9 protein-coding genes, 1 tRNA gene, 2 pseudogenes and 1 other annotated feature are annotated in these 12865 nt (G+C 65.2%); of the genes and pseudogenes, 7 read left to right on the forward strand and 5 right to left on the reverse strand.

Features of this window, described 5'->3' with window-relative positions; translation table 11 throughout:
* Nucleotides 1-6: 6 nt before the first annotated feature.
* The 4 genes and pseudogenes from ACFSGX_RS05815 (at nt 7) to ACFSGX_RS05830 (ending at nt 3974) form a co-directional block, all read left to right on the forward strand.
* Nucleotides 7-83: transfer RNA gene (locus tag ACFSGX_RS05815), tRNA-Met, on the forward strand.
* A gap of 405 nt (nt 84-488) precedes the next feature.
* Nucleotides 489-1620, forward strand: a pseudogene (locus tag ACFSGX_RS05820) (IS3 family transposase); the annotation flags it as partial.
* Nucleotides 715-831: a sequence feature (AL1L pseudoknot), on the forward strand. (Overlaps the previous pseudogene by 117 nt.)
* Before the next feature lie 3 nt (nt 1621-1623).
* Nucleotides 1624-2196, forward strand: a pseudogene (gene lgt, locus ACFSGX_RS05825) (prolipoprotein diacylglyceryl transferase); the annotation flags it as partial.
* Nucleotides 2193-3974 (forward strand): chloride channel protein, encoded by a 1782-nt coding sequence (locus ACFSGX_RS05830; protein WP_380928266.1) that lies wholly within the window; start codon nt 2193-2195, stop codon nt 3972-3974. The pseudogene lgt and the gene ACFSGX_RS05830, both read left to right, overlap by 4 nt.
* Before the next feature lie 24 nt (nt 3975-3998).
* On the opposite strand, the gene ACFSGX_RS05835 is transcribed toward ACFSGX_RS05830, so the two are convergent.
* On the reverse strand, nt 3999-4994 hold the full coding sequence (locus ACFSGX_RS05835; protein ID WP_380928268.1) for a serine hydrolase: 996 nt from the start codon (nt 4992-4994) through the stop codon (nt 3999-4001).
* Between the two features lie 289 nt (nt 4995-5283).
* On the reverse strand, nt 5284-6585 hold the full coding sequence (locus ACFSGX_RS05840; protein WP_380928270.1) for an SLC13 family permease: 1302 nt from the start codon (nt 6583-6585) through the stop codon (nt 5284-5286).
* Between the two features lie 94 nt (nt 6586-6679).
* On the opposite strand from ACFSGX_RS05840, the gene ACFSGX_RS05845 reads away from it, so the two are divergent.
* Nucleotides 6680-7588, forward strand: a complete 909-nt coding sequence (locus tag ACFSGX_RS05845; protein WP_380928271.1) for a hypothetical protein — start codon at nt 6680-6682, stop codon at nt 7586-7588.
* 90 nt (nt 7589-7678) lie between these two features.
* On the opposite strand, the gene ACFSGX_RS05850 is transcribed toward ACFSGX_RS05845, so the two are convergent.
* Entirely contained in the window at nt 7679-9025 is a 1347-nt protein-coding gene (locus ACFSGX_RS05850) for a mechanosensitive ion channel family protein (protein ID WP_380928273.1), read from the reverse strand.
* 147 nt (nt 9026-9172) lie between these two features.
* Nucleotides 9173-10426: a DUF2254 domain-containing protein gene (locus ACFSGX_RS05855; protein WP_380928274.1), complete on the reverse strand. Its 1254-nt coding sequence runs from the start codon at nt 10424-10426 to the stop codon at nt 9173-9175.
* Between the two features lie 110 nt (nt 10427-10536).
* Here ACFSGX_RS05855 and ACFSGX_RS05860 point away from each other — a divergent pair, with 110 nt between their 5' ends.
* The gene (locus ACFSGX_RS05860) at nt 10537-12000 is read left to right on the forward strand and encodes a phospholipase D-like domain-containing protein (RefSeq protein ID WP_380928276.1); all 1464 of its coding nucleotides are present in this window, start codon (nt 10537-10539) and stop codon (nt 11998-12000) included.
* 235 nt (nt 12001-12235) lie between these two features.
* Nucleotides 12236-12346, forward strand: a complete 111-nt coding sequence (locus ACFSGX_RS05865; protein WP_380929984.1) for a hypothetical protein — start codon at nt 12236-12238, stop codon at nt 12344-12346.
* A gap of 212 nt (nt 12347-12558) precedes the next feature.
* Here the strand turns inward: ACFSGX_RS05865 and ACFSGX_RS05870 are convergent, their stop codons facing one another.
* Nucleotides 12559-12864: a hypothetical protein gene (locus ACFSGX_RS05870; protein ID WP_380928278.1), complete on the reverse strand. Its 306-nt coding sequence runs from the start codon at nt 12862-12864 to the stop codon at nt 12559-12561.
* Nucleotide 12865: the final 1 nt, after the last annotated feature.

A 12865-nucleotide genomic window follows, 5' to 3' on the forward strand; every position in this document is an offset into this window, starting at 1 on the left:
CCTCATCGCGGGGTGGAGCAGCCCGGTAGCTCGTCAGGCTCATAACCTGAAGGTCACAGGTTCAAATCCTGTCCCCGCAACCAAATATATGGAACAACCCTTGCCGCTAACGCGGCGGGGTGTTTCTACGTTCTGAGCATATCGCAACAGTTTTTCGGACTAGGCTAGGATGTCGGCGCTGGTGGCGCCGTCAGTCGGATCGGTATTAATCGTCATCCTTGTCCACCAAGCCACGGATGGTGGCGACCGCCTCGCCGCGCACGGCCTCGTCGTTCAGCGTCTCGCGCCTCGCGCAGTCGGCCGATCTTCTACTCGAACCTGCGCAGGAGCGCGCGATGGGGGATGACGTCGGCCTTGATCGGCCTCGCCCGCGCGGCAATCTGAACCGCGCCGGGTTTGTCGGAGGCTCTAACTCCTGAGAAGGTGGAGCCATAACAAGCAAGACGACGAACAAGTTTGCGCCCGAAGTCCGCGAGCGGCCGGTACGGATGGTTTTCGATCACGAGCGTAATCGCCCGTCCAGATGGGCGACCGTGGTATCAATTGCCGAGATGATCGGGTGCGTTCCGTAGACGCTGCATGAGTGGGTAAAGAAGGCCGAAGTCGATAGCGGCAAGCGTGGCGGTGTCCTGACCGAGGTGGCCGACAAGGTGGAGGCGCTGGAACGCGAGGTCGGCGAACTGCGGCAAGCCAACGAGATCTGCGCAAGGCGTCGGCATATTTCGCGGAGGCGGAGCCCGACCGCCCGTTCCGGAGATGATCGCTTTCATTGACGATCACCGCGATGCCTATGGGGTCGAGCAGATCTGCCGTGTCCTACCGATCGCCCCATCCACCTACTACGGGCACGTCGCGCAGCGACAGTATCCATCGCGTCTGTCGGCACGGGCGCGTGAAGATCTGATCCTCAAGCCCGAGATCGCTCGCGTGTTCGCGGAGACCTTTGCGGTCTACGACGTGCGGAAGGTATGGCAGCAGATGATGCGGGAGGGCTTGGTGATCGCCCGTTGCACCGTCGAATGGCTGATGCATGAGATGGGCTTGGCAGGCGTGATCCGGGGCAAGCCGGTGCGTACGACCATCAGCGACAAGGCGGCACCGTGCCCGCGCGATCACGTCAATCGCCAGTTCTTCGCGCCGGCGCCGAACAGGCTTTGGGTGTCGGACCTCCCCTATGTCGCGACCTGCGCTGGGTTCGTCTACGTCGCCTTTGTCATCGACACATACGCTAGACGGATCCTAGGCTGGCGCGCCAGCAGGACGGCGCACGCCAGCTTCGTCCTGGATGCGCTCGAACAGGCGCTCCACGATCGCCGTCCGACCCATCGGGGTGGCCTGATCCATCATAGCGACCGTGGGTCGCGATACGTGTCCATCAAGTACACCGAGCCCCCGGCCGAGGCCGGCATCGAGCCATTGGTCGGCAGTGTCGGCGACAGCTACGACAACGCTTTGGCCAAGGCCGAGGTCATCCATCGGCGCGGCCCCTGGCGCAGCTTTGAAGCCGTCGAGTACGGCACACTCGAATGGGTCGACTGGTTCAACCATCTTCGGCTGATCGAGCCCATCGGCAACATCCCGCCCGCCGAAGCCCAAGATCGATATTATGCTGCCGCGGACACCCCCCTTGAGGTTTTCAAGCTATGGGACGGGGGCATGTCGTTTCACGGCGGCGCTGCTGGCGTCTCGATCGCGCTCATCGTCTTTGCGCGCAGGCATGGCCTCGATTGGCTGCGGGTCCACGACTACGTCGCTTGCACCGTGCTGATAGGACTGTTTTTCGGTCGGCTCGCCAATTTCGTCAACGGCGAGCTGTGGGGCAAACCGACCGACGCCCCGTGGGGTATCGTATTTCCGGGTAGCCAAGACGGGATCGCGCGCCATCCCAGCCAGCTCTACGAGGCGGGTCTCGAAGGGCTCGCGCTTTTCGGAATCCTGGCGCTCCTGTTCTGGTGCACCGAGGCGCGCGCCCGTCGAGGAATGCTCGTCGGCACGTTTCTCGTTGGTTACGGCGTTGCCCGGTTCACCGTGGAATTCTTCCGCGAGCCTGATGCTCAGCTTGTCCGGTTCGCTGCGCAGACCGGGCTGCATATGGGGCAGTGGCTGACGATCCCGATGATTGCCGGCGGACTGTACCTGGTGGCAACGGCGCGCGGCCGCATATCACCATCGTCGCTGGCGCCCAGCGCGTCATGACAGTCCCCTGGCCAGGTGCATCGGCGTTCCGTTCGTCGTCGACACGGGCCCGCGTTGTGGCGCGCGATTTCCGTGGCTGGCTGCGCGCGAGCGAGGCGTCGTTCATCGCGCTGGCGATCGTCGTCGGTGCGTTTGCCGGACTGCTCAGCGTCATCGTCGGTGCGCTCGCTCGAACGCTTCAGCATGTCCTCTTCGCCCTCCCGCCCGACACACGGCTCAGCGGGATCGGTCGGCTGGAGTTCTCCAGCCTGATCGTGCTGCCGCTCGGTGGCCTGGTCCTGGCAGGGTTCAGCTACGTCACGCGCGCGCGGAAGCGGCGGCTGGTCGATGCGGTGGAGGCGAATGCGCTGCACGGCGGCCGCATGTCGGTGCCGGACAGTCTTGTGATCTCGGGCCAGACGGTCCTGTCCAACGGTTTCGGGGCGTCGGTCGGCCTGGAGGCGGCCTATGCGCAGATGGGCGGGGCGGCCGCCTCCGTCCTGGGCGGCTGGTTGAAACTGCGTCGCGCCGATCAGCGAACGCTGGTCGGCGCGGGGGCCGGCGCCGCGATTGCCGCGACGTTCGGCGCGCCGCTCGCCGGGGCATTCTATGCGTTCGAGATCGTGATCGGCACCTATTCGCCGACGGCGATCGCGCCCGTCGCCGCGGCGGCGCTTGCCGGTACGCTGGTGGCGCAGGCGTTCGGGGTTCAGCCCTATCTGATCGATGCGGCGTCCCAGACCCTGGTCGAGACACGCCATTATCCGATCTATGCCGGGCTCGGCGCGACCTGCGCGCTGCTGGGGATTGCGCTGATGCGGGCGGTCGGGGTCGTCGAGCGCGCGTCGCGGCGTCGCTGGCTGCCGGAGTGGGCGCGTCCCGCCGTGGGTGGTGCGCTGCTGATCCCGCTCGCGGTGCTGTCCCCGCAAGCCTTGTCCGCGGGCCACGGTGCGCTCCACGCCGATCTGGCAATCGGGGCGTCTATCGGCTTCATCCTGCTGGTCCTGTGCGTCAAGAGTGCCGCGTCGATCGTCTCGCTCGGCTTCGGCTTTCGCGGCGGGCTGTTCTTCGCATCGCTGTTTCTCGGTACGTTGCTCGGCCATCTCTATGCCGACAGTCTCGCGCTCATCGTCGGCCACGTCGTCATCGACCCGCGGAATGCGGCGCTGGTCGGCATGGCCGCGTTCGCCGTGGCGGTGGTCGGCGGGCCGATGACGATGGCGATGCTCGTCCTGCAGTCGACGCATGATTTCTCGCTGACCGGGGCGGTGATCGCGGCCTCGCTGGTGTCGTCGTCGATCGTGCGCGAACTGTTCGGTTATTCCTTCTCGACCTGGCGGCTTCACCTGCGTGGCGAGACGATCAAGAGCGCCCGCGACGTCGGGTGGGTAAAGACGCTGACCGCCGGACGCATGATGCGCAAGGAAACGCACGCGACCCCGACCGCGCTGACGATCGCGGAATTCCGCCGGACATTCCCGCTCGGATCGACCAGCCGGGTCGTGCTGACCGATGGGCAGGGCGCCTATGCCGGGATCGTCGTGGTGTCGACCGCCTATGCCGACGGCCTGGATTCCGCCGCGAATGTCACGACGCTGGCGACGGGCCATGCGCAGGTGCTGACCCCGGAAATGGACATCAGCGCGGTGATGGCGCAGTTCGATGCGACCCATACCGACGAGCTGGCGGTCGTTTCCGACGACGGTCATGTGCTGGGCCTGTTGTCCGAAAGTTATGTCCGAAGGCGCTATGCCGACGAGCTGGAGAAGGCGCAGCGCGAGCTGTTCGGGGAGGGCTGACCGGCCGGCCGGCTGTGGCGCGGGTTAGTCCAGCGCCCGGATCAAGGCGCGCGTGACGTTGCCCATGAACTGCATCCGGGCCGGGATGGGGCGGCGCGTGCTGCCGATCATGACGGCGACCGCATAGGCATGACCGTCCGGCGCCTTCAGCAGGCCGACATCGTTATAGCCGGTCGACAGGTTGCCGAGATCCTGCCCCGTCCCCGTCTTGTGCGCGAAGGTCCAGCCGGGACGAAGCCCGGACTTCAGCCGGAGCGGGCCGGTCTTGCTCGCCGCCATCAGCGTCAGGAGATGGACGGTCGAGCGGTTGCTGAGCAGTTCGCCGCGCTGGAGCAGGGCGAGACCGAGCGTGATGCCGTTCGCCGACGCGCCATCGTAGGGTGCTGCGAGATAGCGGGTCAGCGCCTTGTTGCGCGCCTCGAAGCTCATCTTCGCGCGCGCCTGCAGGAAGCCCCAGCCGCCGGCCCACTCGGGCTTCCACTCAAGACCGGCGGTCTTCGCCTGCAGGATCCGCTCGCCGGGACCGAAGCCGACGCCTTTTATCCCCTTTTGCGCGAGCAGGCGGCGGATCGCCGTGGGACCGCCGACCTTCCAGAGCAGGACGTCGTTGCAGGTGTTGTCGCTGCGCGTCATCGCGCCCTGCAACAGCGCGGCGATCGTCGTGCGATAGCCGTTGGCGCCCACCAGCGGACGGATCGGCTGATGAAAAACGGTGAGATCGGATCGCCGCACGGTCACGACATCGGACAAGGAGAGCGCGCCGCGATCGACCGCGTCCATGACCGCGATCGCCACCCAGAGCTTGCTGACGCTTTGCTGCGGTAGAAGCGCGTCGGCGTTGTAGCCGACGACCCACCCGTCGGTGACATCGCGGACGGCGATGCCGACCCGCCCCTGAAACTTCGACCCAAGCGCCTGCAACGCGTTGAGGATGTCGGCCGGTGGCTGGTTGCGGTGCCGCCCGGGAAGCGGCGCAGGGGTCGCGACGGACAGGGGTATGGGTCGGGGCCGGGCCCGCATGACCGGCGCGGTCTGACGTGGCGGTGGCGGGGTCGTGGCGCAACCGGCCACGCCGACGCTGACAATGAGCGCCAGGAACGCCGCTCGGTTCATCCAGAAATCGCGCAACGCTACACCCTCGCCCAGTCGTCCGGTCTTAGGCCGGGACGCTCGATCCGTACCACCGTCATCCGGTCGGCCCGTCCGATATGGCACCGGACCGGTCGTATCAAGAAGGGTGCCGGATCAGTCGGTTATGCCGATTGACTGTCGAATTGACTGTCCGGCCACGGCCACGCCCACGGCGACATCAGAACGGGAACGCGATGCGCGTGGCGGTGATCGCGACGACCGCGGTGATGAGGTTCAGCGGCAGTCCCACGCGCAGGAAATCGGTGTAGCGATACCGGCCCAACTGGTAGACGATGACGTTGGTCTGATAGCCGAACGGGGTCGCGAAGGAGGCGCTGCCGGCGATCATGACCACGACCAGGAACGGGCGGGGGCTGACCCCGAGGCTCTCCGCCAGTGCCACCGCGACCGGCGTCACCAGCACGGCGACGGTCGCGTTCGACAGCAGCTCGGTCAGCACCATCGTCAGGCCGTAGAGCACGATGAGCGCGGTCAGCGGGCTGACCCCTTCGAGTTGGGCGATCAGCGTCGTGGTGGCGGTGCTTGCCAGTCCGCTCTGCGCCATCGCGATGCCCAGCACGACCATGCCCGCGATCAGGATCAGGATCTGCGGGCGAAGGCCACCATAGGCCTGATCGGCCGAAATGACGCGTAGCAGGATCAGCAGCACGGCCCCCGCGAACGCCGTCGCGGCGATCGGCGCGACGTTGAGCGCGGCCAGCAGGATCGCGCCCACGAACGCCGCGAGCGCCATGGCCGCCTTGGCCGGTTGCAGCGGCCGGCGTTCTGCGAACAGCTCCGCATTGCCGATCGGTCCGTCGGGGATCGCCATGTCGGCATCGGCAAGCGCATCGGCCGGCTCGAGCATCCGCGTGCCCATCAGCTTGCCGCTGAACAGCAACAGGTAGAGGCCGCCGACCAGCGCGACCGGCACACCGACCGGCGTGATCTCGAAAATGCCGAAGCGGCTCTGGCCCGCGATGCGCGCCATGTCGTCGACCAGCAGGTTGGTCGATGTGCCGAGCAGCGTACAGCAGCCGCCGAGGATGGTGATGTACGACAAGGGCATGAGAAAGCGCTTCGCCGGCAACTGCAGGCTCGCCGCGACATCCTTGACGACGGGAGCGGTCAGCACGACGATCGGCGTGCTGTTCAGGACGCTGGAAAAAAGCCCGGCGATCCCGAGCAGCAGCCAGACTCCGGTGGCACCGAGGCGTCGGCACATGGCCACGGCGTTTTCGATCGCGCGATCGAGCAGTCCGGACAGTTCGAGCGCGTAGGAGATGACGAAGAGCGAGGCGAGCGCTATGATCGCCGGACTGGCGAACGCGCCCTGCACATCGACCGGGCGAACCACGCCGGTCATCAGCAACACGGCGGCACCGGTCAGCGCGACGACGTCGGCGCGGACCTTGTCGAGGATCAGCGCGGCAACCACGCAGGCCAGCACGAGCAGGGTGATGATCTGGTCGAGTGTCATAAACGTCTCATCGGCAACCAGAAATCCGGGCTTCCATCGCGGCAGTCATGCCACGCGGTATGGAGCATCGCGAGAATTTTGCTACAGTTCCGGGATGCACGAGCCTTCCCCTCGCACCAGTCGCCTTCTCGTCGCCGGATCGGTCGCCGCGATCGTCCTGCTGGGCGGGGGCGGGTTCCTGCTGGGACGCAGCACGGTGCCGGCGCCTTCACCGGCGGCCGTCAGCCCCACACCTGCGCCCGCTGCGGCACCTGCCGTGCCCGAAACCCCCGCCGTCCGCCTGTTGTCGCGTGGCGACATGATCGCGATCGGCAATGCCGCTGCGGATGCGACGTCCTCGGGAGAGAAGATGCCCGAGCGCGTCGATGCAAGCGAAGGAGCGCGTTTCCAGATCGATCTGCCGTTCGGCTGCGAAGGCCCGGCGGCCGAAGACAGTCGCGACCCGTTTCAATGGCGCTACGATACGGCCTCCTCCTCGCTCAGGATCTCGGTCGCGCCGGCCGTCTTCGATCCGCAGGAATGGCTCGGCAAACCGGTGTCGGGCGACACGGCCGTGACGCCGCCGGCTGCGAACGAGGAGGCGATCGAGGGCTTCTGGGTTGCGCGTCCCTGGTCGTCGCGCGAAACCTGCGTGAGCGGGTCGGCACCGGCCGCATCGGCCACGCCGTTCGGCATCGACGCCGTGACGCTTCCCGGCCAGACGCTCGGGCTCGCGCAGATCTTCACCGCCGAGGATTCGCGGAACGCGCGCCGCGGGGGCAAGCCCTATGAAAGCGTGCGTCGGATGGACGCGGCGGATCTGAAGATCGATCGGGGACTCCGCGTTCGGCTTCGCGGGCGCATCGCCCGGTTTCCCGATGGAGCGACGGTTCGCTGTCGCCAGCCCGCGGGGAGGGAACAGCGCCCGGCCTGTCTGGTGGCCGCGACATTCGACGATGTCGCGATCGAGAACCCCGCGACGGACGAGACAATGGCGACGTGGGCATCGACGAGCCGGACCTGACGTCGCCGACCATGCCAGCAGATCCGCGTGTCGCCTGAGCGGGACGCGGCACCCGCGATTGTCGACCGCGACGTTACTGCATAATCGTCGTTAGTCCGGGCGCGACTCTGTTACCGGGCTTGTCGGCTCGATCGAGGACGTCCGGAAACGGAGGTCGCGCTGGGGCACCGGCATGGTGACGCCGTGTTCCTTAAACAGATCCCAGATACGGAAGAAGACGTCGCTGGTGACATTGCCGACCCCGGATTCGGGACTGTCGATCCAGATGCGCAGGTCGAACTCGACCCCGCTATCGCCGAATTCCTTGATCCAGCATACGGGCGCAGGTTCGCTGAGCACGCGGGGTGAGATGGCCGCCGCCTCGACCGCGAGCCGCTGCGCAAGCCGCAGGTCGCACTCGAACGAGACGCGGAAACCGACATGGACCCGGACGTCGCGGCTGGAGAAGGACCAGTTCTCGACCTCCTCGGTCATCAGCCGTTCGTTCGGAATCAGATGCTCCTTGCCGTCGCGGGTCAGCACCGAAACCGCGCGGACGCCGATCTTGTTGACCCACCCGAAGGTGTCGCCGACCGCGATGACGTCACCGGGTTTGATCGACCGGTCGAGCAGCAGGATGAGGCCGGCGATGAGATTGCCGAGCGTCTTCTGGAGCCCGAAACCGATCGCCAGCCCGAACGCGCCGGAAAACACCGCGAGCGCGGTCAGATCGATGCCGAGCAGATCGATGCCGAGGAAGATGGCGACGGTGACGACCGCGATCTGGGCGAGTTTCTGGAACAGGACGCGTTGCGCGCCATCGAGCAGAATGGACTGCCCGATCCAGCGCAGGACCCAGCCGAGGACCGCGCGCGCCACCACGAACAGCAGCAGGAACAATCCGACGGCATTGACGACGTCGAGCAGCGAGATACGCCGCGCTCCGATCCCAATGCTGGCCCGGTCCAGTCCCGCCATCAATGGAGCGAGGCCCCCAAGCCGGCTTGCAAGAATGATGACGAGCGCCATGGCCGCGATCAGGGTGCTCCGCCCGCTCTGGACCCCCAGCAATCTGGCAACCTCATACGCCAGCGCGGCGACGGCAATGCCGAGACCGGCGGCGAGGAGAAGATCGGCGCCGGGCTCCAGTCCCGGAATGCCGAGAAATGCCGTCAGGGCCAGCGCGGCGACCGCTGAGCGGGTCAGCGCCGTCAGTCGCGGCGCGATGCCCGAAGCATGCTTCGGCGTCAGGACCGGGAGAAGATATCGGCAGGCAAGGCGCGCGGAGACAACGCCCAGCAACAGCGCGGTGCCGAGGATCGCGGCCGCGGCGATCAGATCATGGAAGGGCAGTGCCGACCATCGATCCAGGTAGACCTGCCACCATGCGCCTTGTTCCAACAGGATCTCCGATGCGTGCCATTCAGCGATGCGCCGAAACACCGACGCGGGCTCCAAGCTGCTTAGCGTCTCTTCGACCGGTCAGTCCTCAACTTTGTAACGGTAGCGAAGCCAGAGGAAAGAGACGGAACGCGGGCCTTATCGTAGTTTCGCATCAAGACAGAGAACGTCGCGTTCGAAGCGGTCGGCATTCATGCGGTGTGATCATGCAGGCATGTGGGGCGCTTCCCAGAGCTGATGGCGCAGCCGCAGCAGAGCGTTGCGATCGGCATCGCTGGTCAGCGCGGCTTCCGCCCGCTCAAGTGCGTCGGCGGACGCTGCCTCGCAAGCGGACCGCGCGAAAGGTTCAAGCCCAGTGAGCGTGAGCAGGGATTTTTGCAGGCGGATGCCGACTTCGAGCATGCTGGCCCCGTCGCGGGCGATGGGACGGTACAAATCTTCGATAAGATCGCGGAAGGCGAGCGGTGGTATCGTGACGCGGGCGGGATTCGCGTTCGTCTCGTCCGGGTGGTGGCGCAAAAGCGCCGCCAGGACACGCGTGCCGGCGTCGAGCACGGCAATGGCCGTGCCCGGGTCGTTGACCGCCGGTGACAACGCGCGCGCGGCGATCTCCGCCAGCACAACGAGACCAAAGCGGGGATCCTGATCAAAAGCGCGATTATCGGCGATGGTGAAGGCATCGGCGATCTTGCGGATCTGGCGATCGTCGGCGTCGCTGGAAAGCCACGCGATCGTGCGCGCAGGGTCGATTAGCGCGCCCGGTGACACCGCCACGTTTACGACGGTGCCGATCTCCTCGGCAACCTCGGCCAGATCGCTCAGATCGATGTGCGTGACCCGGCCGATCGCATCGCACCGAATGGGTCTGGCGTCGGCAGGAAACGTCGTGGTTGAAGCATGGAAGCGAAGCGGGACGGTCAGATCCGCGACCGCTTTCAGCGCTGCGGTTTCGACGCGGTTGATCGTGTCGGACACCCGACCGAAATTGGCGACATGCTCGATCCATCGCAGCAGAGTGACCACGATGTAAAGAATGACCAGGATCGTGCCGATGTAGAGGATGACGCGACCGGTTTCGCCGTAGAGATCGGTCGACAGCGCGATGATCCCGACGACGGCGAACAGGAAACTTCCGAGGAAGGTGGACAGGGCGTTCTGCGCCGTGGTGTCGTCGATCAGCAACTGGACGGCACGCGGGGTGATGCTGCTGGTCGCGCCGGAATAAGCCTGGACCATCGCGGTCAGCGAGAAGGTCGTGACCGTCAGCATGCTCGCCGCCAGCACGTTCAAGATGTTGTCGACCGATTTGGCGCCGATCTTGGTCCCGAAATCATAGGACAGGACCGGCCCGACAACCGCACCCGCAAGGGCCAGCGACGCCGCGAAGACGCAGAACAGCGCGGCACGGAACCAGACATGACGCGTCAGCAGACGCACCGCCCACTGCCACCGCGTCACGCAGCACTCGTCAAATGAACGTCGTCGCTTCGTTGTCGGACCATGATCGTCCCTAGCACCGTTGTCACCGAATGCGGCCATCGCAATTGGGGTGGGCGACGGAGAACGGCATGCTCGACGAAGGAAAGAATTGCTGGCGGATCGAGGCGGCGGACCGCTTCGCCCTGGTGATCGACGCGGAGCGCTATTTCGCGGTCGCGCGTGAGGCGATGATGATGGCGCAGCGGCGGATCATGCTGGTGGGGTGGGACTTCGACGCGCGCATCGTGCTCGATCCTGCCGCAACGGACGGTGACGGTCCGGCCAAGGTTGGGCAGTTCTTCCACTGGCTGGTCGAACGCAATCCCGAGCTCGAGATTTTCCTGCTGCGCTGGGACGTCGGGGCGCTCAAGACGCTGCTGCGCGGGACCACGCTGTTCACCGTCTTCAAGCTGGCGACCCACCCCCGCATCCACGTCAAGCTGGACGCGCATCATCCCACCGGGTCCTCGCACCACCAGAAGCTGGTTTCGATCGACGACAGTTTCGCGTTCTGCGGCGGCATCGACATGACCAGTGAGCGCTGGGACACCCGCCAGCATCGCGACTTCGAACCGGGCAGAACCGACCCGCGCGGGAAGGCTTACAAGCCCTGGCATGACGCGACGACCGCCATATCCGGTCCTGCCGCGAAAGCTCTTGGAGAGGCGTGCCGGAACCGTTGGGTCAAGGCCGGCGGCACACCGATCGATCCGGTCGATCTGCCCGGCGACTGCTGGCCCGCCAACCTCGATCCGGTCATGTCCGACGTGCGCGTGGGCATCGCGCGGTCTCAGCCGGTGATGGACGACAAGCAGCCCGTGCGCGAGATCGAGGCGCTGTTCCTCGATCAAATCGCTTCGGCCAAACGATATGTCTATTTCGAGACACAGTATTTCGCGTCGCGCCGGGTCGCCGAAGCGATCGCGCGGCGTCTTGCCGAGGAGGATGGGCCCGAGTTCGTTATCGTGCATCCGCTGACGGCGGAAGGCTGGCTTCAACCGATCGCGATGGATTCTGCGCGGGCGCGGCTCGTCACGGAACTGAAGGCGCGCGACCTTCATGATCGTCTGCGCCTGTACCATCCGCAGACTGGCTCGGGCGAGCCGATCTATGTCCATGCCAAGATCACCATCGTCGACGATCGTCAGCTCCGGGTTGGATCCGCCAATCTGAACAACCGCTCGCTCCGCCTCGATACGGAGTGCGACGTCATTGTCGACGATGCGGAGAACCCGCATCAGAAGCTTCAGGCCGTCATCCGCAACATTCGGAACGATCTGCTGGCGGAGCATCTTGGCGTCTCGATCGACCGCGTCGCCGAGCTGATCGGGCAGACGGGATCGCTGATCCAGGCCATCGAGCGGCTGCGCCGCGACGGCCATTCGCTGGTTCCGTACCGGACGCCGGATCTGTCCCAGGTCAAGGCGTGGCTGGCGGACAACGAGATCCTCGACCCCGAAGGACCGGACGACATGTTCGAGCCGATCGGCAAACGGAGCCTGCTGGAAGGCCTCGGCAAGCATATCGAGCGGACAGGACGCGACGTCCGTTAGAACTGCCAGACGCGTCCACGATGTGCCGGTATCTGCCGCCAATTTGGGCAGGGGCGGAACCGTAGCTTAATTATCGAGTTAGTTTGATATCCACATCGGCAGATCTGAGCGGCGCCACCCCAGTCGCGCGCCCTCTTCATAGATCTATCACATAAATTGGGAGGTTTTTTTGTACGGACTTGCTTTCACTCTGGCAATTGTTGCCCTGATAGCCGCAATTTTGGGTTTCGGCGGCTTGGCTGGATCGCTTGCCAACATCGCCTTGATCATCTTCGTTGTGGCATTGATCGCTACGGTCATCTTCTTTGTTTTGGGTTGGAAAGCAGCAAAGAAGATAGTTGGGTAGTATCGCACCTGACGCAGTCGTTTGATCTTACTCAGTAAGCCATATGAGGCTCGCTTGATAGATCATCTAAAATGCGAATACGGTTTTTCTAAGCATATCAAGGTCGTCCGGTCCATAAGTTAGATTAGTGGTGGAGATGGAATTTGTATAAGATCATAGTCATATCATTGGCGCTCGGCGCGACGGGTCTCGGCGGATGTGCGCGCGAAGCTTCACGGGACGGCCTGCGCGGGGCCGGGTTCGGCGCCGCCGGCGGTGCTGTGGCGGGAGCCTTGATCCCGGGTCTGGGCGTCGGAGAGGGTGCGGCGATTGGTGCTGCAGGGGGTGCCGCGGTTGGCGTCGCAACGTCCGACGGCAATCGTCGCTGGCAGCGCGACCGACGCGGTCGGCAATTCTACGTCAACAACCGCGGGCGCCGTATTTACCGTTGAAGCTGCGTTATCGAGGCCAATGATGGTCGATGGCGTCGCAGAGCACAGCCGGTCATTGGCACGCTGATCCTGAACCCCGTCGCTCATC

The organism is Sphingomonas arantia (genome assembly GCF_042682045.1).
GTDB lineage: Bacteria > Pseudomonadota > Alphaproteobacteria > Sphingomonadales > Sphingomonadaceae > Sphingomonas_R > Sphingomonas_R arantia.

Bases quoted from the DNA above. Each gene is read 5' to 3' on its own strand.
- ACFSGX_RS05830 (WP_380928266.1), top strand. From the start codon at position 2,193: ATGACAGTCCCCTGGCCAGGTGCATCGGCGTTCCGTTCGTCGTCGACA.
- ACFSGX_RS05835 (WP_380928268.1), bottom strand. From the start codon at position 4,994: ATGCGGGCCCGGCCCCGACCCATACCCCTGTCCGTCGCGACCCCTGCG.
- ACFSGX_RS05840 (WP_380928270.1), bottom strand. From the start codon at position 6,585: ATGACACTCGACCAGATCATCACCCTGCTCGTGCTGGCCTGCGTGGTT.
- ACFSGX_RS05845 (WP_380928271.1), top strand. From the start codon at position 6,680: ATGCACGAGCCTTCCCCTCGCACCAGTCGCCTTCTCGTCGCCGGATCG.
- ACFSGX_RS05860 (WP_380928276.1), top strand. From the start codon at position 10,537: ATGCTCGACGAAGGAAAGAATTGCTGGCGGATCGAGGCGGCGGACCGC.
- ACFSGX_RS05870 (WP_380928278.1), bottom strand. From the start codon at position 12,864: ATGAGCGACGGGGTTCAGGATCAGCGTGCCAATGACCGGCTGTGCTCT.